At 73.6% G+C, this 21,137-nt stretch carries 20 protein-coding genes; 13 read left to right on the plus strand and 7 right to left on the minus strand.

What is annotated here, in order from left to right; all coding sequences use genetic code 11:
- The first annotated feature begins 39 nt into the window (after positions 1 to 39).
- Positions 40 to 1,116 (plus strand): glycoside hydrolase family 16 protein, encoded by a 1,077-nt coding sequence (locus tag BJ982_RS30560; protein WP_184885754.1) that lies wholly within the window; start codon positions 40 to 42, stop codon positions 1,114 to 1,116.
- Here BJ982_RS30560 and BJ982_RS30565 read toward each other — a convergent pair.
- Entirely contained in the window at positions 1,094 to 2,179 is a 1,086-nt protein-coding gene (locus tag BJ982_RS30565) for a PucR family transcriptional regulator (protein ID WP_239123144.1), read from the minus strand. The two genes, BJ982_RS30560 and BJ982_RS30565, sit on opposite strands and share 23 nt — an antisense overlap.
- A gap of 95 nt (positions 2,180 to 2,274) precedes the next feature.
- Here BJ982_RS30565 and BJ982_RS30570 point away from each other — a divergent pair, with 95 nt between their 5' ends.
- From BJ982_RS30570 to BJ982_RS30585, 4 genes are all read left to right on the plus strand, one after another.
- Positions 2,275 to 3,192, plus strand: coding sequence for a proline dehydrogenase family protein (locus BJ982_RS30570; RefSeq protein ID WP_184885758.1), 918 nt, complete (start codon positions 2,275 to 2,277; stop codon positions 3,190 to 3,192).
- An 8-nt stretch (positions 3,193 to 3,200) separates the two neighbouring features.
- A complete protein-coding gene (gene pruA, locus BJ982_RS30575; protein WP_184885760.1) occupies positions 3,201 to 4,880 on the plus strand; it encodes an L-glutamate gamma-semialdehyde dehydrogenase in 1,680 nt (559 codons plus the stop codon).
- A 180-nt stretch (positions 4,881 to 5,060) separates the two neighbouring features.
- Complete coding sequence (locus BJ982_RS30580) at positions 5,061 to 5,654, plus strand: NUDIX hydrolase (protein ID WP_184885762.1); 594 nt, start codon at positions 5,061 to 5,063, stop codon at positions 5,652 to 5,654.
- A 306-nt stretch (positions 5,655 to 5,960) separates the two neighbouring features.
- On the plus strand, positions 5,961 to 7,643 hold the full coding sequence (locus BJ982_RS30585; protein ID WP_184885764.1) for an alkaline phosphatase D family protein: 1,683 nt from the start codon (positions 5,961 to 5,963) through the stop codon (positions 7,641 to 7,643).
- 722 nt (positions 7,644 to 8,365) lie between these two features.
- Here the strand turns inward: BJ982_RS30585 and BJ982_RS30590 are convergent.
- Positions 8,366 to 10,102, minus strand: coding sequence for an ATP-binding cassette domain-containing protein (locus BJ982_RS30590; RefSeq protein ID WP_184885766.1), 1,737 nt, complete (start codon positions 10,100 to 10,102; stop codon positions 8,366 to 8,368).
- Positions 10,103 to 10,189: 87 nt separating this feature from the next.
- Between BJ982_RS30590 and BJ982_RS30595 the strand changes: the two genes are divergently transcribed.
- Entirely contained in the window at positions 10,190 to 10,963 is a 774-nt protein-coding gene (locus tag BJ982_RS30595; RefSeq protein WP_184885768.1) for a TetR/AcrR family transcriptional regulator, read from the plus strand.
- A 6-nt stretch (positions 10,964 to 10,969) separates the two neighbouring features.
- Here BJ982_RS30595 and BJ982_RS30600 read toward each other — a convergent pair whose 3' ends face one another.
- From BJ982_RS30600 to BJ982_RS30610, 3 genes are read right to left on the minus strand one after another with little or no spacing between them, the layout of a single operon-like run.
- The gene (locus BJ982_RS30600) at positions 10,970 to 11,395 is read right to left on the minus strand and encodes a PPOX class F420-dependent oxidoreductase (RefSeq protein WP_203959211.1); all 426 of its coding nucleotides are present in this window, start codon (positions 11,393 to 11,395) and stop codon (positions 10,970 to 10,972) included.
- Between the two features lie 52 nt (positions 11,396 to 11,447).
- Complete coding sequence (locus tag BJ982_RS30605) at positions 11,448 to 13,094, minus strand: thiamine pyrophosphate-binding protein (RefSeq protein WP_184885770.1); 1,647 nt, start codon at positions 13,092 to 13,094, stop codon at positions 11,448 to 11,450.
- A complete protein-coding gene (locus BJ982_RS30610; RefSeq protein WP_184885772.1) occupies positions 13,091 to 13,864 on the minus strand; it encodes a cyclase family protein in 774 nt (257 codons plus the stop codon). The genes BJ982_RS30605 and BJ982_RS30610 overlap by 4 nt, the downstream gene beginning before the upstream one ends.
- A 174-nt stretch (positions 13,865 to 14,038) precedes the next feature.
- Between BJ982_RS30610 and dhaK the strand changes: the two genes are divergently transcribed.
- The 4 genes from dhaK (at position 14,039) to BJ982_RS30630 (ending at position 17,598) form a co-directional block, all read left to right on the plus strand.
- On the plus strand, positions 14,039 to 15,031 hold the full coding sequence (gene dhaK / locus BJ982_RS30615; RefSeq protein WP_184885774.1) for a dihydroxyacetone kinase subunit DhaK: 993 nt from the start codon (positions 14,039 to 14,041) through the stop codon (positions 15,029 to 15,031).
- A gap of 2 nt (positions 15,032 to 15,033) precedes the next feature.
- Positions 15,034 to 15,672, plus strand: a complete 639-nt coding sequence (gene dhaL / locus BJ982_RS30620; protein WP_184885776.1) for a dihydroxyacetone kinase subunit DhaL — start codon at positions 15,034 to 15,036, stop codon at positions 15,670 to 15,672.
- Positions 15,669 to 16,061, plus strand: coding sequence for a dihydroxyacetone kinase phosphoryl donor subunit DhaM (gene dhaM, locus BJ982_RS30625; RefSeq protein WP_184885778.1), 393 nt, complete (start codon positions 15,669 to 15,671; stop codon positions 16,059 to 16,061). The genes dhaL and dhaM overlap by 4 nt, the downstream gene beginning before the upstream one ends.
- A gap of 118 nt (positions 16,062 to 16,179) precedes the next feature.
- Complete coding sequence (locus BJ982_RS30630; protein ID WP_184885780.1) at positions 16,180 to 17,598, plus strand: dihydrolipoyl dehydrogenase family protein; 1,419 nt, start codon at positions 16,180 to 16,182, stop codon at positions 17,596 to 17,598.
- A gap of 215 nt (positions 17,599 to 17,813) precedes the next feature.
- Here BJ982_RS30630 and BJ982_RS30635 read toward each other — a convergent pair whose 3' ends face one another.
- On the minus strand, positions 17,814 to 18,146 hold the full coding sequence (locus tag BJ982_RS30635) for an ArsR/SmtB family transcription factor (RefSeq protein ID WP_221482400.1): 333 nt from the start codon (positions 18,144 to 18,146) through the stop codon (positions 17,814 to 17,816).
- A gap of 81 nt (positions 18,147 to 18,227) precedes the next feature.
- Between BJ982_RS30635 and BJ982_RS30640 the strand changes: the two genes are divergently transcribed.
- The 3 genes from BJ982_RS30640 (at position 18,228) to BJ982_RS30650 (ending at position 20,655) form a co-directional block, all read left to right on the plus strand.
- Positions 18,228 to 19,490: an MFS transporter gene (locus BJ982_RS30640; RefSeq protein ID WP_203959212.1), complete on the plus strand. Its 1,263-nt coding sequence runs from the start codon at positions 18,228 to 18,230 to the stop codon at positions 19,488 to 19,490.
- 141 nt (positions 19,491 to 19,631) lie between these two features.
- Complete coding sequence (locus tag BJ982_RS30645; protein ID WP_184885782.1) at positions 19,632 to 19,895, plus strand: DUF6343 family protein; 264 nt, start codon at positions 19,632 to 19,634, stop codon at positions 19,893 to 19,895.
- 109 nt (positions 19,896 to 20,004) lie between these two features.
- A complete protein-coding gene (locus tag BJ982_RS30650; protein ID WP_184885784.1) occupies positions 20,005 to 20,655 on the plus strand; it encodes a pyridoxamine 5'-phosphate oxidase family protein in 651 nt (216 codons plus the stop codon).
- A 30-nt stretch (positions 20,656 to 20,685) separates the two neighbouring features.
- On the opposite strand, the gene BJ982_RS30655 is transcribed toward BJ982_RS30650, so the two are convergent.
- On the minus strand, positions 20,686 to 21,000 hold the full coding sequence (locus BJ982_RS30655; protein ID WP_184885786.1) for a hypothetical protein: 315 nt from the start codon (positions 20,998 to 21,000) through the stop codon (positions 20,686 to 20,688).
- Positions 21,001 to 21,137 lie beyond the last annotated feature (137 nt).

Consider the following 21,137-nt stretch of genomic DNA (forward strand, 5'->3'; position numbering starts at 1 on the left):
CGCTGGGATCACGGACAGATGCCTGTTTTCATTGGGCGCATGTCGATCCGTGGCGCGTACCTGATCGTGGTGGCGGCGAGCCTGACGCTCTGCCCGATCCCGGAACCGGCGGCCCGGCACTCCCCCACGGCTCCCCCGCCGGCCGTCCGCCCCGAGACACCCCCCGCGCCTCCCGTGACTCCCCCGCCGGCGGTCCGCCGCGGGACGCCGCCCCCGTACCCGCCCCACGCCCCGCCGGTGGTGAGCCGTCCCGCTCCCCCGCCCGCCCGTGCGGCGGACGCCGGCCCCGACCGCCCCCCGCCTCCCGTCTACGACCACCGGTACGGCGGCACCGCCGCGCCATCGGTCCCGGTTCCCCCGCCTGCCCCTGTCCCCCCGCCCGGCCTGGACGGCACCCCGCCCGCTCCTCCCTCTCCGCCGGCCGCGCCCGGCTCCGCCGAGCCGCCGGGCGGCGCCGCGTCCGATCGTCCCGACGCCCGGTGGGGCGTGCCCGTGCTGGTGGAGGACTTCGACGGCGACCGGGTCGACACGAGCAAGTGGGAGGTCTACCACTCCCCCGGCGCCGCGGTGAACCCGCGCACCGCCGAGGCGACCACCGTCCACGACGGCATGCTGCGCATGACCGGCGGCTTCTACGGCGGCAAGGACCTGTCCGGCGGCGTCGCGAGCCGGATGTCGCAGACCTACGGCCGCTGGGAGGTCCGGTTCCGCGGCGAGCCCGGCCGCGGGTACTCGCTGGTCGCGCTGCTGTGGCCGGAGAGCCAGAGCCCCGAGTACGCCGAGGTCGACTTCGCCGAGGTGATCGACGCGACCCGCCGGAGCGCGGGGATCTACGTCCACCGGGGCGAGTCGCGGCAGGCGCAAAGCCTGGTGCGCGCCGACTTCACGCGCTGGCACACGGCGGCCGTCGACTGGACGCCCGGACGGCTGACGTTCTGGCTCGACGGCAGGCGGACCTGGGAGTACACCGGGCCGAACGTCCCCGCGGCGCGGCCCATGCACCTCACCCTGCAGAACGACGTGGTCTGCAACCAGTGGTCGCCCTGCCGGGACGCGTCCACGCCCGCCACGGTGTCGATGTTCGTGGACTGGGTCAAGATCTACCGGGCGCCCTGACCCGGGCGCGGGCGGGCCCGTCCAGCAGTTCGGCCGCCTTGAGCCCGAGGTGCAGCACGAGGCGGTCCTCTCCGTCGGCGAGGTCGAGCCCGGTGGCGCGCTCGGCCTTGGCCAGCCGGTAGTAGAGGGTCTGGCGGTGGACGCCGAGCCGCGCCGCGGTCTCCCCGGCGTGCCCGGCGTGGTCGAGGTAGGTGCCGACGGTGTGGGCCAGCTCGCCGTCCAGCACGGCGGCCTCGGCGGCGAGGTCGGCCAGCTCGGCGGCGGAGAGCCGGGCGAGCAGGCGGTGGACGCCGAGCGAGCTCCAGCAGGCGACGGGCGCGTGCCGGGGCACCCGCTGGGCGACGCGCAGCGCCAGCGTCGCCTCCCGCCAGCTCCGCCACGCCTCGCCGACGTCGTCCCGGACGCCGCCGATGCCCGCCGCCGTGCCGTACATGCCGATGACCCGGGCCGCGACGGCCTCGGCCTGCGCGGCGGGGACGAGGACGGCGGTGACCGGGTCGCCCGCGTCGGCGATCACGCCGCGCGGCAGCGTCCACAGCGGCACGACGCCGCCGGTGCCGCTCTGCACGGCGATCGCGGCGCACGGCCCGGGAAGATCGATCGCGGCGGAGGCGCGCAGCTCGGGGTCGGCCGACAGCAGGTCGCGCAGGCGGGCGCCGAGGTCCTGGCGGCTGCGCGCCTCCCTGGCCAGGGCGGCGGCGGCACGTTCCACCAGGGGCGCGACCCGGGCCAGCCGCTCGTCGCCGAGCGCGCCGGAGTCCAGCAGCCACAGGTAGCCGTAGGTGACGCCGCGGTGGCGCAGCGGGACGCAGACGCGGGCCAGCACGCCGAGGCCCCGGTCGGCCGGGATGCGGACCGGGCCCTCGGCCGAGGCGATGCCGTACCCCTCGAAGTAGGCGCGGACCTCGTCGGAGGCGCGCCTGCGCAGGATGGACTCGCGGCGCACGGTGTCGATGTCCCCGCTCTGGGCCGCGTAGGCGAGCATCTGGAACGAGCGGTCCTCCAGCGTCGCGGAGGCGTCCAGGATCCCCGCGATCTCATCGACTGTTTCCTGCAGATCCACTCGCACATTGTCATACATCTGTATGAACCGGGTAGACGCCGCCCGTGGCGGATGTCCATGGAAGCCGCTGAAGTGCAGCTTTTAGGGTGGTTGACATGCTCGGTTCCCTGCTTCTGGCGGTTTCGCGCAGCCCTCTCGCGCGCCGCGCCGTATCGGGTTTCCCGGTCACCCGGCATGTGGTGGACCGGTTCGTCGCGGGCGAGGACGCCGGAGACGCGCTGCGCGCCGTGCGCCGCCTCACCGACGCGCGCCTCACGGTCACCCTCGACCATCTCGGCGAGGAGACCAAGGACGCCAGGGCCGCCGCCGAGACGGTCAAGGCGTACGTCACGATGCTGGACACGCTGCGCCCCCTCGGCCTCGGCGACCGCGCCGAAGTGTCGGTCAAGCTCTCGGCCGTCGGCCAGATGCTGGACGACCGCATGGCCCTGGACCACGCCCGCGAGGTCTGCGCCGCCGCGCGGGACGCCGCCACCACCGTGACCCTGGACATGGAAGATCACACCACGGTCGACTCCACGCTGTCGATCCTGCGCGACCTGCGCGAGGACTTCCCCTCCACCGGCGTGGCGATCCAGGCGTACCTGCACCGCAGCGAGCAGGACCTGCGCGAGCTGTCCCGGGAGGGCTCCCGGGTGCGGCTGGTCAAGGGCGCCTACCGCGAGCCCGCCACCGTCGCCCACCAGAAGAAGACCGAGGTGGACAAGGCGTACGTGCGGTGCCTGCGCATCCTCATGGAGGGGAAGGGGTATCCCATGGTGGCCACGCACGACGACCGGCTCATCTCGATCACCGAGCTGCTCGCCGACGAGGCCGGACGGAGCCGCGACAGCTTCGAGTACCAGATGCTCTACGGGATCAGGACCGACAAGCAGGAGGCGCTCGCCGCCGCCGGCTCCACCGTCCGCGTCTACGTGCCCTACGGCGACGACTGGTACGGCTACTTCATGCGCCGCCTGGCCGAGCGGCCCGCCAACGTCGCCTTCTTCCTGCGTTCACTCCGCTCCAAGTGAGGTCAGTCATGGATGCCGTCACCAACGTCCCCGTCCCGGCCAACGAGCCGGTCCACGGCTACGCCCCCGGCAGCGCCGAACGGGCGGCGCTGGAGGGCCGTGTCAAGGAGCTGTCCGGCACGGCGATCGACCTGACGATGACGATCGGCGGGGAGCGGCGCATGGCCACCGGCCCGGCCATCGAGGTCGTGCAGCCGCACAACCACGCCCACGTGCTCGGGCACACCGCCGACGCCTCGGCCGCCGACGTGCGCGCCGCCGTCGACACCGCGCTGCGGGCCGCCCCGGCATGGCGGGCGCTGCCGTTCGAGGAGCGGGCCGCGATCTTCCTCAGGGCCGCCGACCTGCTGTCGGGCCCGTGGCGGGCGACGCTCAACGCGGCCACGATCCTCGGCCAGTCCAAGACCGCGCAGCAGGCCGAGATCGACGCCGCCTGCGAGCTGATCGACTTCCTGCGCTTCAACGTGCACTTCGCGCGGCAGCTCCTCACCGAGCAGCCGAGCTCGTCGCCGGGTGTGTGGAACCGCATGGAGTACCGGCCGCTGGAAGGCTTCGTGCTGGCGATCACGCCGTTCAACTTCACCGCCATCGCCGGCAACCTGCCGACCTCCGCGGCGCTGATGGGCAACGTGGTCGTGTGGAAGCCGTCGCCGACGCAGCAGTTCGCCGCGCACTTCACGATGCGCCTGCTGGAGGAGGCCGGGCTGCCGCCGGGCGTCATCAACATGGTGACCGGCAACGGCGCGGCCGTCTCGGAGGTCGCGCTCACCCACCCGCGGCTGGCGGGCATCCACTTCACCGGGTCCACCGCGACCTTCCAGCACCTGTGGGCCACCGTCGGCGCCAACATCGCCGGCTACCGCGGCTACCCGCGCCTGGTCGGCGAGACCGGCGGCAAGGACTTCGTGCTCGCCCACCCGTCCGCCGACCCGGCCGCGCTCACCACGGCGCTGATCCGCGGCGCGTTCGAGTACCAGGGCCAGAAGTGCTCGGCGGCCTCCCGGGCGTACGTCCCCCGCTCGATCTGGAGCGGGATCCGCGACGACTTCGTGGCGACCGCCGAGTCCCTGACCGTGGGCGACGTCGCCGCCGACCTGTCGACGTTCATGGGCGCGGTCATCGACGCGCGCGCGTTCGCCAAGAACAAGGCGGCCATCGACCGGGCGAAGGCCACCGGCTCGGTGGAGGTGCTCACCGGCTCCTACGACGACTCCACCGGCTACTTCGTCAGGCCCACGGTGCTGGTCGGCGCCGACCCCGAGGACGAGGTGTTCGTCAAGGAGTACTTCGGGCCGATCCTCGCCGTGCACGTCTACGACGACGGCGACTACGACACCGTCCTCGACCAGCTGGAGGGCGTGTCCCCGTACGCGCTGACCGGCGCGGTCATCGCCCGCGACCGGTACGCGATCGCCGAGGCGACCGAGCGGCTGCGCTTCGCGGCCGGCAACTTCTACATCAACGACAAGCCCACCGGCGCGGTCGTCGGGCAGCAGCCGTTCGGCGGCGCCCGGGGCTCGGGCACCAACGACAAGGCCGGCTCGATCTTCAACCTGATCCGCTGGGTCAACGCCCGCGCCATCAAGGAGACCTTCGTGCCGCCGGTCGTCGCGCCGCCCTACCGGGGCGACATCCCCCAGACCGGCTGGCAGCAGCCCGGCCTGGACGCGCTCGGCTTCACGGAGTGACGTCCGGCTCCGGCCTCGCTTTCCCGAGCGGCGCCTGACGTGGGCGCCCGGCCCCAACGGCGTGGCCGGGTGCCCTCGTCATCAGGGCCGGGCGGTCCGTCGCCGTGGCGATGGCCGGTCCTGGCGGCGTGCGTCTCCTGACAGAATCTCCCGGGTACGGGTGACGACGGGGGGAGCGACATGACCGCGGCCGGGCACGACGGCGGGCACACCACACTGGCGGACGTCCTCGGCGGGTACGCGCCGGCGTCGGAGAGCGAGGCGGCCGAGCTGCGGCGGGTCCGTGCGCTGGCCTCTGGCGAGAACCCCTGGGACCGGGCGACGCCGCTGCACCTCACGGCGTCCGCGCTGATCGTCCACCCGCCGACCCGCCGCGTGCTGCTGCGCTGGCATCCGCGGCAGCGGGCGTGGCTCCAGGTGGGCGGGCACGCCGACCCGCACGAGGAGCTTCCCCTCGCGATCGCCCTGCGCGAGGGCGCCGAGGAGACCGGGCTCGCCGACCTCACGCCGTGGCCGGACGCGGCGCTGGTGCACCTCGTCATCGTCCCCGTCGCCGCCGGGTCCGCCGAGCCCGCGCACGAGCACGCCGACCTGCGCTTCGTCCTCGCCACCGCCACGCCCGAGGCGGTGCGGCCGGAGAACCCGGAGGCGCGGCTGCGGTGGGCGTCCATCGCCGAGGCCCGCGAGCTGACCACCGAGGCCAACCTGCGCGAGACGCTGTCCCGCGTCGGGCGGCTCCTGGAAGACGCGCCCGCCTCCGCCGGGGCCGTGTGACCGTCCGCCTCGCGGAGCATGTCCCGCAGGCCGCGCTCGGCGGGCCGCGTCCCGGTGGGGGGCGCGGCCCGAACTTCTGGTGGGGCGCTTCGGCGGGGCGCGGTTCACCGTACGTCAACGCCACTGACAACGCGTGAGAGTCGCAGGCCAAGGCCACAGGGGGTCTGGGAGCGACTGCCGGGTTGGTGCTCGTCTCTACCTGAGGCAGCAACCATGCCCTTTTCATGATGGTCGGCGTTAACTAGGTTTTCATGATCGTCGGTAAGGCTACGGGTGACCACCCCAAGATCAGACCTGGGAGATCCCGTGCAGCGTCTCGACCGACGATCATTCCTCGTCACCGGACTGGCCGCAGGAGCGATCGCCACAGTCCCCGCCGCCTCGGCCCTCGCCGAGCCCGACCCCGCCGCCGAGACCGCGCTGAGCCTCGCCTCCCGCGGGCTGCGCACCGACCCGTTCCAGCTCGGAGTGGCCTCCGGCGACCCCGGCCACGACGGCTTCGTGATCTGGACGCGCCTCGCCCCCCAGCCGCTCGCCGAGGACGGCTCCGGAGGCATGCCGTCCCGCCCCTTCCCCGTCCTGTGGCAGGTGTACGCCGACGAACGCCTGCGCCACGTCGTGCGCGCCGGCGTGGCCATCGCCTCGCCCGAATGGGGGCACGGCGTCCACGTGGAGGTCGGCGGCCTGCAGCCCGGGCGCGAGTACTGGTACCGCTTCCGCCTCGGCTCCTACGTCTCCCCCGCCGGCCGGACCAGGACCGCGCCCCACCCGCTGACCCTGGGCGGACCGCTCTCCATGGCGTTCGTGTCCTGCGCGCAGTACGAGCACGGGTACTTCACCTCCTACCGGCGCCTCGCCGAGGACCACCCCGACCTCGTGCTGCACCTCGGCGACTACCAGTACGAGTACACCAAGGACACCTACACGATCCCCGGCGGCAACGTCCGCGACCACGACGGCCCCGAGACCGAGACGCTGGCCGGCTACCGGCAGCGGCACGCCCAGTACAAGGCCGACCCCGACCTGCAGGCCGCGCACGCCACCGCCCCCTGGCTGGTCGTCTGGGACGACCACGAGCTCGACAACAACTGGGCCGACGAGGTGCCCGAGCGGCCCGACATCCCCCAGCCGAACTTCCTGGCCCGCCGCGAGGCCGCGTTCCGCGCTTACTACGAGAACATGCCGCTGCGCCGCACCTCGGTCCCGCGCGGCATCGACATGCAGCTCTACCGGCGGATCCGCTGGGGACGCCTGGCCACCTTCCACATGCTCGACACCCGCCAGTTCCGCGACGACCAGGCCTGCGGCGACGGCTACCGCGACTGCCCGGCCGCCCTCGACCCCGCCCGCTCCATCACCGGGCCCGAGCAGGAGGCATGGCTGATCGACGGCTTCCGCCAGTCCCGCGCCCAGTGGGACATCATCGGCCAGCAGGTCTTCTTCGGCCAGCGCGACAACAACGCCGGGCCCGCCAAGGTGACCAGCATGGACGCCTGGGACGGCTACGTCGCCTCCCGCCAGAGGATCACCCAGGGCTGGGTGGACGCCAGGGTCCGCAACGCCGTCGTCCTCACCGGCGACGTGCACGCGCACTGGGCCGGCGACCTCAAGCTCGACTACGACGACCCCGACGGCCGCGTGGTCGGCTCGGAGCTGGTCGCCACCTCGATCAGCACGGGCGGCGACGGCGCCGACTCCGACCCCGCCGGCCAGCCCTTCCTCAAGATCAACCCGCACCTGAAGTTCTACAACAACCAGCGCGGCTACGTGCTCACCAAGGTCGAACGCGACCAGCTCACGGCCGACTTCCGCGTCGTACCCCACGTCCAGACGCCCGGCGCCGCCGTCCACACCAAGGCCACCTTCGTCGTCGACGACCGCGTCCCCGGCGTCCGCCAGACCTACCTCCGCCCCGTCGACCCCGCCCTCAGAACCACCGGCGCCCCCACCATCGAAGACACCGTAAAACTCGAAACCGACCGCCCGTAACCACCTCACCGGCTCCCGGGCGACGACGCCCGGCCCCCGCCCGAGGGGCCGGGCGTCGTCCAGGCTCCTCGGTCATCCCCGTCGTTCTCCGAGAGAAGTCTCGGGGCCGCGCGGCTTGCCGACGTGCACTTCTGGAGAGGTCTCCAGACTGCGCCGCTCCCCGGCGTGCAGCTCTGGGAGGTCTCCGGACTGCGCGGCTCGCCGACGTGCACTTCTGGGGAAATCTCCAGACTGCACCGCTTCCCGGCGTGCCGCTCTAGGGCGGTCTCCAACCGCGCCGCTCCCTGGCGTGCACTTCTGGGTGGGATCGCGGCGCCTGACCACGACGGCGCGGCACGGGTGGGCTCAACACACCTCAACCACTACAAACCACCCTTCGCCTTGGCCTCGCCGTACAGCCGGCCATCCAGACGACTCCGCGCAATGATCGAAGTGATCGAGCCCACCCGAGCGGCACCGTCGTGGCCGATCACCGTGAGCCCACCCGATAGCGCGCAACCCCCAACCGGCAGGGATCAACACCGGACGGCTTGGAGCTCCCCTGCCACGCGGCGCGGAAGTCTCCGGGCTGCGCGGCCCGCCGGCGTCCACTTCTGGGTGGGATCACGACGCCCGACCACGACGGCGCCGCACGGGTGGGCTCAACACACCTCAACCACCACAAACCACCCCTTACCTTGGCCTCGCCGTACAGCCCGAGCGACCCCGTGCTGGATGGGGATTCAGTCCCAGGTCGGTTGTGGGGATTCGTGGACGGTTCCGTTGGGGTGGAAGATCAAATAGCGGTCGAAGTCGGTGGCGAACCAGCGGTCGTGGGTGACGGCGAGGACCGTGCCGGAGAATCCCTCCAGGCCCCGCTGGAGGGCGTCGGCGCTGGCCAGGTCGAGGTTGTCGGTCGGCTCGTCCAGGAGGAGGAGGGTCGCGCCCTGGAGTTCGAGGAGGAGGATCTGCAGCCGGGCCTGCTGGCCGCCGGACAGGGTCTCGAAGCGCTGCCGTCCGGCCGGGGCGAGTTCGTATCGGGCCAGCGCGGCCATGGCCTCGTTGAGCGTCAGCCCGTGCCGTTCGGTGATCAGGTCGGCGGGGGTGCGGCCGTGCAGGTCGGGGCGCAGGTGCGTCTGTGCGAAGTGCCCCGGCACGACCCGCGCCCCTAGCCGCACCAGCCCCTCATACCGCACCCGCCCCTTGTGACGCGCCAGTTCCTCATGCAGCACCAGCCCCTGCCGCAGCGCCAGCTCTCCATGCGGCGCCAATTCCTCATGCAGCACCAGTTCCTCGGGCAGCGCCGGCCCTTGCGGTGTCGGCGCGGCGGCCGTCGGCGGGGCTTCGCCTGTCGCCTCGGTGAGGAGGCGGAGGAAGTGGGACTTGCCCGAGCCGTTGGCGCCGAGGATGGCGACGCGTTCGCCGTACCAGATCTCGGTGTCGAAGGGCCGGGTCAGGCCCGTGATGGCCAGCCCCTCGCAGACGATCACCCGTTTGCCGGTGCGCCCGCCGCGCAGGCGCATGCGGACGTTCTGTTCCCTGGGCGCCTGCTCGGGCGGGCCCGCCTGCTCGAAGCGCTCCAGCCGTGTGCGTGCCGCGCGGTAGGCCGATGAAAGGGCGTCGTTGTTGGCGGCGGTCTGCCGGAGGGTCTGGACGAGGCGGGCGAGCTTGGCGCGCTCCTCGTCCCAGCGGCGGCGGCGCTCCTCCAGGCGGGCGACGCGGTCGCGCCGGGCCTGGGCGTAGGTGGCGAAGCCGCCGCCGTGGACCCACGCCCCCCGGGACTCGACGGTGACGATGCGGTCGGCGGCGGTGGCCAGGAGTTGCCGGTCGTGGGAGACGAGCAGCACGGTCTTGGCGGTGGCGCGCAGCGCCTCCTCCAACCGGCGCTTGGCCGGGACGTCGAGGTAGTTGTCCGGCTCGTCGAGCAGGAGCACCTCGTCGGGGCCGCGCAGCAGCGCCTCCAGCACGAGCCGCTTCTGCTCGCCGCCGGACAAGGTGACCACCGGCCGCTCCCTGATCGCGTCGTACGGCAGCCCCATGGCCTCGGTCGCGCAGGTGTCCCACACGACCTCCATGGCGTACCCGCCGGCGTCGCCGTACTCGGCCAGCGCGTGGGCGTAGGCGAGTTGCGCCGGTTCGTCGTCGCGCGCCGCCAGCGCCGCCTCGGCCGCGCGCAGGGCGGCGGCGGCGCCGCGCAGCCGTTCGGGCGCGACCGACAGGAGCAGGTCGTGGACGGTGCGGCCGTCGCGGACGGCGCCGATGAACTGCCGCATGACGCCGAGCCCGCCCGATCGGGCCACCCGGCCCGCGGCGGGGGCGAGATCGCCTGCGATCAGCCCGAGGAGGGTGGTCTTGCCCGCGCCGTTGGGGCCGACCAGCCCGGCGGTGACGCCTTCACCGACGCGGAAGGAGACCTCGTGGAGCAGGAGCCGCCCGTCGGGCAGCACGTAGGTGAGGCCGTCCACCTCCACATGTCCCATGACCGTCCGCCTCCACTCCGACCGGACCAACGTTCGAGTACCGGATCGCTGGTCCAGTACCGGAACGCCATACTAGACTGAGCGTCCATGAACGCGAACACGTCGGGATCGGACACGGCGGGGAACGTGTGGCTGCGCCCGGCGAAGGCCCGGCGCGCGACGGCTCCGCTCAGCCCCGAGCGCATCGCCGGCGAGGCCGTCGAACTGCTGGACGAGGAGGGCATCGGCGGGCTGACCATGCGGCGGCTGGCCGAACGCCTCGGCACCGGCTCGACGACGTTGTACTGGCACGTCAAGACCAAGGACGACGTCCTGGACCTGGCACTGGACACCATCTTCGCCGCGGTCCCGCTCCCCGCGGCGGCGCGCGAGCGGGCCGGATCGAGCGCCCCCGCGAACGATGGGGCTCCGCCGTCAGGAGGCCATGGCGGGAGCTGGCGGGACGAGATCACCCTCCTGATCAACGGCTGGCGGGCCGTCCTGCTGGCGCATCCGTGGTCGACGGCCGCGCTGGGCCGTCCGCTCCTCGGGCCGAACGTCCTCGGCAGGACGGAGTTCCTGCACGCCACCCTGGCCGGGGCGGGCTTTCGCGAGCCCCATCTCACCGCAGCCGCCTACGGACTGTTCAACTACGTCATCGGCTCCACGGTGATGCAGGTCATCGCGCAGGCGGGCGACGAGGCGCGCACCCGCGAGGCGACCGCGCGCCACCTGCGCGAGAACGCGGACCGCTACCCGACCCTGGCCGCGATGGACCCCACGGCCGCCGACTGGGACACCACCTTCGCCCTAGGGCTCGGCTACCTCCTCGACGGCATGGCGGGACCCGGCCCGCACTCCCCCGCCCCGCCACGCGGCTGACGGCGGTCAGATGGCGATGTCGCTCGCCGCGATGACCCGTTCCGCCCGGACGCGCACCACCACCTCGCCCGGCGCGCCGTTGCGGCGGCCGTACTCCGCGGCGAGGTCCGGGCCCATGTAGCGGCCGCCGAGGACGGTGGCCCACTTCCGGAGCTCGTCCAGGTCGTCCGACAGCGTGGCCGTGCCCTCGACCATGACGAACGCGTACGGCGGCCGCTCGTCGTCGACGCAGATCGACACCCGGGGGTCGCGCCGCATGCTCCGGGCCTTCTGGCCGGCGCGGGCGGTGGTGAACACGAAGTCGTCGCCGTCGAGGGTGAACCACACGGGGGTGACGTGCGGGCGGCCGTCCGCGCGCGTGACCCCGATCTTGCCGGTGCGCGTGCCTTCCCGCACGAACCGGCGCCACTCGTCGTCACTCATCCGTTTCATGAGGTCACGCTACGGCACCGCCACCCGCGCGCCGCCGGGCGGGGGCCGGGCGTCAGTGGCCGCGGAACGCCTCCTCCAGCCACCACGCGCCCCGCTCGCAGGTCACCTTGGCGTGGACGAGCAGCGGCCGGTCGCGCGGCCCGTCCAGCCATTCCGCCACCGCGGCGAGGTCTCCGGGCCCGCGCACGATGACCGCCGCGCACCCGTACCCGCGCCCGATCGAGGCGAAGTCCACGGGCGGGAAGCGCACCTGGTCCAGCGGATGGCCGTCCGGCCCGAAGTGGTGGACCTCCGCGCCGTACGCCTCGTCGTCGTAGATCACGATGACCATGGGCAGCCCGAGCCGTACGACGGTCTCCAGCTCCGAGGCACCCATGAGCGCGCCGCCGTCGCCGAGCGCCGCCACGGGCAGGCGGTCGGGCCGGGCGACGGCCGCGCCGATCGCCGTGGCCAGGCCGAGGCCCACGGACTGGAACGCCTGGGTGAAGCAGAGGCCGTTCTCGTCGGGGACGGACAGGAACATGGACGGATAGCCCATGAAGTTCCCCGAGTCGACGCCGATGATCCGCTCGGCGGGCAGCAGGCCGTCCAGCGCGATCGTCAGCGTCCTCGGGTCGATGCGCCCCGCGGCCGATTCGTCGGTGTAGGGGACGTCGCGCCAGGACACCTCGCGGGCGATCCGCTCCGCCAGCGCGGAAGTGCGCCTGGCGCGTCCGGCCGGGGGACGGTTCTCGCCCTCGACGAGGGCGGTCACCGCGCGGGCGGTGGCGGCGGCGTCGCCGACCACGCCGATGTCGATGGGCAGGTGCGCGCCGAGCGCCCCCGGCTCCAGGTCGACCTGGGCGATCATGGCGGACGGGCCGATGAGCCTGCCATGACGCATGGTCCACATGTTGAGCGCGCAGCCCCACCCGACGATCAGGTCGGACTCGCGGATCAGCGCGGCGGTGAGCGGGGAGGCGAACCCGCCGCTCACGTCCAGGTTCCAGGGGCTGCCCGCGAACAGGCCGCGGGCGACCGCCGAGGTGGCGAGCAGCGCGCCCGTGCGGTCGGCGAGCGCCTCCAGCTCGCGCCGGGCGTGCCGCGCCCCGCGTCCGGCGACGAACACGGGGCGCCGGGCGGCGGCCAGGGCGGCGGCGAGCTCGCCGGCCCGCTGGGGCGGGGATTCCGGCACGGCCCGCTCGGGCGGGGCCGGGACGGCGAGGGCGTCGTCGGCGAGCGTCAGCCGCTGCACGGCCAGGGGCAGGTTCAGCACGACCGTGCGGCGCTCCGCCGCGGCCAGGCGGAAGGCCCGCACGGTCTCGGCGACGGCGGTCTCCGCGGAGGTCACGCGCAGGGGCACGGCGCCGACGGCCTCGGCCAGCCGGAACTGGTCGATGTGGAAGTTCGACCTGGGTTCCATGGCCTCGCCGGCGAGCACGACCAGCGGCGTCCGGCTCTTGGCGGCCTCGGCGATGCCGGTGGTCGCGCCGGTCAGCCCCGGCCCCTGGTGGACGCTGAGCACGCCGACCGTGCCGCTCACGCGGGCGTAGGCGTCGGCCATGGTGGCCGCGCCGCCCTCGTGGCGCGCGGCGACGAATCGCACGCCGTGCTCGGCCAGGGCGTTGGTGACGTGGAAGTTCCCGCTGCCGACCACGCCGAACGCCGCCGTCACGCCGAGCCGTGCCAGCACGGCGCCGACGGCCCGCGCGACGATCATCGCTCGACGAGGGCGAGGACGCGGACGGGGCTGCCCGAGCCGCCCACGATCGGCAGCGGCGGGGCCACCACGACGGCGCCGGTGACGGGCAGCCGGTCGAGGTTGCGAAGCTGCGTGAGGCCGTACTTGCCGGCGCCGAGCAGGAAGGAGTGGCAGGGGAAGGCCGGGTCGAAGGAGTGGGCGGCCCCGGCGTCGGTGCCGACGGTCTCCACGCCGATGCCGGCGATCGGCGTCTCCTCCGCCAGCCACCTGGCGCATTCGGCGGAGACGCCCGGGGTGTGCGAGCCGGTCTCGTCGGCGTTGAGGAAGCCCTCCTGGTCGTTGGCGCGCACGTCCCAGCCGGTGCGGTAGAGGAGCCAGCCGCCCTCGGGCAGCGGCCCGTTGGCCGCCTCCCACTCCTTGACGTGCTCGATCCGCAGGAGGAAGTCGGGGTCGCCGGCCGCGTGGGCGGCGAAGTCGAGCACCACGGCGGGCGCGATCAGGCGGGCGGGCGGCACCGCGGCGACGTCCTCGCCGTCCCGGCCGGTCACCCAGTGGACGGGCGCGTCGAAGTGGGTGCCGGTGTGCTCGCCGGTGGTGATGTCGTTCCAGTACCAGGCGGGGCCGCGGTCGTCGTAGCGGCTGATCTCGGTGAGCCGGAAGGGGACGGTGTTCCCGAACGGCTCGGGCAGCTTCAGGACCGGCGTCGAGGAACTCAGCGGCGCCGTGAGGTCGACCACCTCGATGGCCCCGCTCCGGATGCTCTCGACGAGACTGCTCAACACCGACATCTACCGCACCTCACGTTCTCGGATCGTTCGGCCTCGATCCTCCCGCGCCGCCGGGGCCGTCCGCCACCACCCGGGCGTACGGAACGGCACTTCACCGCGAGGAGTCGAGCTTGCCAACACCTCCCTGGCAGGAGAGATTGGCCGGGGGACCGCCGACGGCCGGAGGACCAGATCATGAAAAAGCTGATCAACCACCCGGACGACGTGGTGACCGAGGCGCTCGCGGGGATGGCCCTGGCCCACCCGGGGCTGCGGGTGGACGTCGCGAACAGGGTCGTCTACCGGCGCGCGGCGCCCGTCCGGGGCAAGGTGGGGCTGGTGTCCGGCGGCGGATCCGGCCACGAACCCTTGCACGGCGGCTTCGTCGGCCATGGCATGCTCGACGCCGCCTGCCCCGGCGAGGTCTTCACCTCGCCCGTCCCCGACCAGGTGGTCGAGGCCACCAAGGGCGTGGACGGCGGCGCGGGCGTGCTGCACGTCGTCAAGAACTACACCGGCGACGTGCTGAACTTCCAGATGGCGGCGGAGCTGTGCGCCGAGGAGGGCGTGGAGGTGGCGTCGGTGCTGGTGGACGACGACGTCGCCGTCACCGACTCCCTCCACACCGCCGGGCGCAGGGGCACCGGCGCGACCGTGTTCGCCGAGAAGATCGCCGGGGCCCTGGCCGAGGCGGGGGCGCCGCTGGCCGAGGTCGTCAAGGCGGGCGAGGAGGTCGTCGCGCGCAGCAGGTCCTTCGGCGTGGCCCTCACCCCGTGCACGGTCCCCGCCGCGGGCCGGCCGACGTTCGCGCTCGAACCCGACGAGGTCGAGCTCGGCATCGGCATCCACGGCGAGCCCGGCCGCGCCAGGGCCGCCGCCGCGCCGGCCCGCGAGCTGGCCCGCGTCGCCATGGAGGCCGTGCACACCGACATGCCGCTGTCCGGTGACGTCCTGGTGATGGTCAACGGCATGGGCGGCACGCCGCTCGCCGAGCTGTACATCGTGTTCGCCGAGGTCGCCGCCTTCCTGCGCGAGAAGGGCGCCGCACCCGCCCGGTCCCTGGTCGGCAATTACGTCACCAGTCTGGACATGCAGGGCTTCTCGGTCACCGTCTGCCGGCTGACCGACGAGCTCACCGCCCTCTGGGACGCCCCCGTGGACACCCCCGCCCTCCGCTGGGGCCGCTGACCATGGACACCGGGTTCTTCGTCGCCTGGATCGAGGCGGCGGCGCGGGCCGTCGCCGCCGACCGGGAGCGCCTGACCGAGCTGGACGCCGCGATCGGCGACGCCGACCACGGGATCAACCTGGACCGCGGCTTCACCGCCGCGCGCGAGGCCCTCGCCGCCGACCCTCCCGCCACCCCGGGCCGGGCGCTCACCCTCACGGGCACGACGCTGATCCGCAAGGTCGGCGGCGCCTCCGGTCCCCTGTACGGCACGGTGTTCCGGCAGATGGGCACGGCGCTCGGCCCCGCCGCCGCGGCCACGCCGGACGCCCTCGCCGACGCGGTGGCGGCCGCCGTGGCCGGTGTGGAGCGGCTCGGCGGCGCCCGCGAGGGCGACAAGACCATGGTCGACGCCCTGGCGCCCGCGTCCCGGGCGCTGTCCGGCGCCGTGCGCGCCGGGACCGCGATCGAGGAGGCGCTGGACGCCGCCGTGGCCGCCGCCGAGGACGGCGCCCGCGCGGCGATCCCGTTGCGGGCCCGCAAGGGCCGGGCCAGCTACCTCGGCGACCGCGGCATCGGCCACGAGGACCCCGGCGCCGCGTCCTCCGTCCTCCTGCTCGCGGCCCTCCGGCAGGCCGCACGAGGAGGCCTGCGCCGATGAGCACCCCTCAGCGTCTGGTGGGAATCGTCCTGGTCTCGCACAGCGACACGCTCGCGTCCTCGGCGGCGGCCCTCGCCGTGCAGATCGCCGGACCCGACGTGCGCGTGGCCCCCGCGGGCGGCACGGAGGACGGCGGCCTCGGCACCAGCGCCGACAAGGTCGCCGCGGCCATCGAGACGGTCGACCAGGGGGTCGGCGTGGTGCTGATCCCCGATCTCGGCAGCTCGGTGCTCACCGCCCGCCTGCTCGAATCGCCGGGCCGGGTCGCCATCGCCGACGTCCCCTTCGTCGAGGGCGCGATCGCCGCCGCCGTCCAGGCCGGGATCGGCGGCAGTCTGCAGGACGTCCTGGCCGCCGCCGAGGACGCCCGCGTCTACCGCAAGCTCTGACGATCCGGCCCGGCCCCGAACCGTCATCCGGGACCAGCGCGTCGCCGTGTCGGCGGCCCGAAGACTGGGCAGGCCACCCGTAGGCGTGTGAGCTGCGACGACGGGGGGCCGCGTGTCCATGGGTGACGATGGCGACGCGTTCGACGTGATCGTGATAGGCGCGGGCCCGGCCGGGGAGATCGCCGCCGCGCGGGCCGTGCGGGGCGGCCTGACGGCGGCCGTCGTCGAGGAGCGCCTGGCCGGCGGCGAGTGCGCCTACTACGCGTGCATCCCGAGCAAGGCCCTGCTGCGGCCGGTGGACCTGGCCGCCGAGGTACGCGGTCTGCCGGGGCTGGAGCTGCGCGGCCCGATCGACGCGGCGGCGGTGCTGGCCCGCCGCGACGAGGTCGTGTCGCACCTCGACGACAGCGGCCAGGTGCGCTGGATCGAGGACCGGCCGGCGACGTTCGTCCGGGGCCGGGGACGCCTGGCGGGGCCGCTGCGCGTCGAGGTGACCGGGCCGGACGGGGACGTCAGGACGCTCCAGGCCCGGCACGCGGTCGTCGTCGCCACCGGCAGCGACCCGCTCGTCCCCGGCGTGCCCGGGCTGCGCGAGGCGCGGCCGTGGACGAACCGGGAGGCCACGGTCGCCGAGCAGGTGCCCAAGCGGCTGGTCGTGATCGGCGGCGGGGCCGTCGGCTGCGAGATGGCGCAGGCCCTGCACGCGCTCGGGGCGCTGGAGACGACGATGCTCGTGCGCGGCGGCCGCCTGCTGAGCCGGTTCGAACCGTTCGCCGGGGAGCTTCTCGCCGATTCGCTGCGGCGGGACGGCGTGGACGTGCGGTTCGGCCGCTCCGCCGTCCGCGTCGAACGCGCGTTCCTGGACGGCCCGGTGACCGCCCACCTCGACGACGGCGTGCAGATCGAGGCCGACGAGGTCATGGTCGCGACCGGGCGCAGGGCCGCCGTCGTGGATCTCGGCCTGGAGACGGTCGGCGTGCCGGCGGACGGGCCGATCGAGGTGGACGCGACCATGCGGGCGACCGCCGTCCCGGACGGCTGGCTCTACGCCGTCGGCGACGTCAATGGGCTGAACCTGCTCACCCATATGGGCAAATATCAGTCCAGGTTGTGTGGGGACGCGATCGTCGCCCGCGCCCGGGACCTGCCCGGCGAGCCGGCGCGCGACACCGCCGACCACGCGGGCGCCCCGCAGGTCATCTTCACGGACCCGCAGGTGTGCGCGGTGGGCCTCACCGAGTCGCAGGCGCGCGAGGCCGGCCTGCCGGTGCGGGTCGTGGAGGACGACCTCGCCACGGTGTCGGCCGCACGTCTCCAGGCCGACGACTACCGCGGCCGGGTGAAGATCATCGTCGACGAGGAGCGCCGCGTCCTCCTCGGCGCCACCATCGTGGGCCCCGCCGTGCTGGACCACCTGCACGCCGCCACGATCGCGGTCACGGCCGAGGTGCCGCTCGACCGCCTGTGGCACGCCGTCCCGGTGTTCCCGACGATGAGCGAGTTCTGGCTGCACCTGCTGGAGGCGTACGGCCTGTGAGCCACGGCTCAGGGCGCCGGGCGTGAGGGAGGAAGCGGTCGGCCATGCGCAGGGCCGGGTCCGTGCACCACTCGGCGTGGAGGAGTACGGCGAGGCCAAAGGCGTTCAGGCGTTCGATCGCTTCCTCTCTTCGAGCATAACGCCTGGTCATCCCACCCGCCGTGGCACGATCGACGACCTGTCCGCGCCCGCGCGGGCCGCTGCCGGTGGACCCGTCAGGCGTCCGAGGGCCCGGGCGTGGCGAGGACGGCGGTGAGCAGGCCGGGGAAGCGGCCCTCCAGGTCGTCGCGGCGCAGGCTCACGTAGCGCCGGCGCCCGGCGGGGACGTTGCGGATCACCCCCGCCTCGCGGAGCGTCTTGAGGTGGTGCGAGAGGGTCGATTTGGGGATCTCGCCCTCGATGGGCTGGCAGGCGGCCACTTCGAGCGGCCCCTCGGCGAGCCGCCGTACCAGCGCGAGCCGCGCGGGGTCGCTCAACGCGAACAGCACGTCGGTCACCACGAGGTCGGCGGCTTCGGGGTGCGCCAGCTCCCGCGCGGAGGACATCATGGTTCGATAATAGTTGAACAGTGCGCCCGGGCAGGCGTAGCCTCTAACCGTTCGAAAATTCTGGAACAGTTGGGGGCTTCATTGAGTACCAGAAGGAACGAGCGCACACCGGCGGCGCGGATGTCGCGGCGTGCGGGGTTCTGGACGCTCGGGGGCACGTTGCTGGCGTTCATGGCCGCCTCCAGCGCGCCGTCGCCGCTCTACGTCGTGTACCAGGCGCGATGGGGCTTCTCCTCCGGCACGCTGACCGCCGTCTTCGCCGTCTACGCCCTCGCCCTGCTGCTCGCGCTGCTCACCGTCGGAGGGCTCTCGGACTTCGTGGGACGCCGCCCGGTGCTGCTCGCCGCCCTGGCCGGCGAGATCGTGGCCATGGTGACCTTCCTGACCGCGGGCGGGGTGGCGCAACTGCTGGCGGCGCGCATCGTGCAGGGCCTCGCGACCGGCGCGGCCACCGGCGCCATCAGCGCGGGACTCGTGGACCTGCAGCCGTCCCCCGGCTCGCGGCTCGGCCCCCTGGTGAACACCGCGGCCCCGACCACCGGACTCGCCGTCGGCGCCCTCGGCACGGGACTGCTCGCCCACTACGCGCCCGCGCCGACCACGCTGGTGTTCGCCCTGCTCACGGCCGCATTCGTCCTGATCATCGCCGCGATCGCCCTGCTCCCGGACACGGTCACGCCCCGCCCCGGCGCCCTGGCCTCGCTGCGCCCCCGCGCGCGGGTCCCCCGGCAGGCGCGGGCCGCGTTCCTCGGGGCCGTCCCCTGCCTGATCGCCACCTGGGCCCTGGGCGGGCTGTACCTGTCACTCGGGCCCTCGCTCGTGGCCGGCGTCCTGCACGTCCCCGACCGCCTGGCCGGCGGGCTCCTGGTCGCGGTGATCACGACAGCGGGGGCCGTCGCCTCGGTGCTGGCGCGTGACCTCGCGCCGCGACGGGTCATGATCGGAGGCTCGGCGGCCCTGGCGGCCGGCACGGTCATCACCCTGACCGGCCTGGCCGTGACGTCGCTCCCGCTGTTCTTCGCCGGCGCCGCCGTCGCGGGCTCCGGTTTCGGCGCCTCGTTCCTCGGCACCCTGCGCTCACTCGCCGCCCTCGCGGCCCCCCGCGAGCGCGCGGAGCTGTTCGCCGCCGTCTACGTGGTCAGCTACCTCGCGTTCAGCCTGCCCGCCGTCCTCGCCGGCGAACTCGTCCCCGTCCTCGGACTCGCCACGACGGCCACCGCGTACAGCGTCCTGATCATCATCCTGGCCCTTCTCGCCGTGGCCACCGGCCCCCTGTCGAAGCGCCCCGTCCTCTCCCCCGACCCGGTCCTGACCGACCCCGCTCCCGCCGCCGAACGCGTCTGAGGCACCTCCCCCGGACCCCGCCCGCGACGACCATGCCGCCCGCCGAATCGCACCCGGACGCGGAGGGTAGGGCCTCCTTGAAGAGGAAGGACGCGGGGGCGGGGCCCGGTGACGACCTCGGCCGCGGGCGAGGTGAGAGCCATGTGGGGAGACCGCTCAGGAACCGAGCCGAAGACGGCGCGCAGCCCGCTCGGCCTGCGGGCCATCCTCTCCGGCGTGGCACTGCCCGTGGCCATGGCCGTCGGGGTCGCCTTCATCGTGGCGGGCACGAGCACCGGCGCCGGCATCTGGTACGCCGAGGCCGCCGTGGCCTTCGCCGTCGCGCTCATCGCCGCCATAGACCTCATAGTGATCCGCCACAGGGCCCGCCGCCGCTCCCAGGAGAACCACCCCCCATCCTCTTGACCCCAACGTTCACCATCCCCGTCCCACCGCGAAAGGGTGTCGCGCGCCGAGGCGGCCTTTGTTGGGCGAAATGTGGCAAGTATGCTGATTGGCGCTTGATCATCGGTCGATGTGGGGAGTCGTCGTGGCGGAGGGGTCGGAGATCGTGGAGGTCACCTCGGAAGCCGAGTTGCGGGCGCTGCTCGGCGCGCCGATTCCCCGGGCCCTGGCCAAGGAGCGGGTCACGCTGCACGAGCGGGACCGCGAGTGGCTGGCGGCGTCCCCGTTCTGCCTGGTGGCGACCTCCGGAGCGGACGGCACGTGCGACGTCTCCCCGAAGGGCGACCCTCCCGGCTTCACCTACGTGATCGACGACACCACGATCGCGATCCCGGACCGCCCGGGAAACCGGCGGGTGGACGGCTTCCTGAACATCCTGGCCAACCCGCACGTCGGCCTGCTCTACGCGGTCCCTGGCCGCAACGAGACGCTCCGTATCAACGGCCGCGCCCGGCTGGTCCGCGAGGCGCCGTACTTCGACGAGATGATCGTCAAGGGACACCGCCCCGCGCTCGCGCTGGTCGTGGACATCGAGCAGATCTTCTTCCACTGCGGCAAGTCGTTCATGCGCTCATCCCTGTGGAAGCCCGGCACCTGGAACCCCGACGCCCTGCCGTCCCACGCCACCATCGTCAAGAGCGTGCAAAAGACCGAGGAGACCCTCGAAGAACTGGAGCACTACTACGGCGCCCAGTACGCCACCCGCCTCTACCGCTCCTGACGCGGCCGTACGCGCCCTCGCGCCGCCCGCTCAGATGTGGAAGATCACACCCCAGTAGATGGGGAGGTCGTCGCGGGAGCTTCCCGGGTTCATCCTGGCCACGATGACGTTGCCGCGGCAGCCGGGTTCGGCGTAGAGGTAGGCGATCCGGTCGGTGTTGTTCCGCGCCTTTCCACCACCGTCCACCAGCCAACAGCGCCAGTCCTCAGGGTTCCCCAAGGTCTGCCAGCCGCCGTCGGGGGTGGTCGCTCTGAAGATGCCGGTCGCCGCGTGAGCCGGGGTGGGGGTGCTGAGGGTGAGCACGGCGGCGGTGATGCCACCGAGTAGAGCTGCCTTACGACGCACGATCATCACTCCTCGCAGTCTGGTCAACACAAGTAGCGTCGGCGACAGGGCGCGTGCTGCCGATAGGGCGGTCTGGTGGCGGTACGGCGAGGCTTTCATGGCTTCTGGGGCAATTGGCATCGAAGTCCCCGACCCGG

Origin of the sequence: Sphaerisporangium siamense, assembly GCF_014205275.1 — a bacterium.
Taxonomy (GTDB): Bacteria; Actinomycetota; Actinomycetes; order Streptosporangiales; family Streptosporangiaceae; genus Sphaerisporangium; species Sphaerisporangium siamense.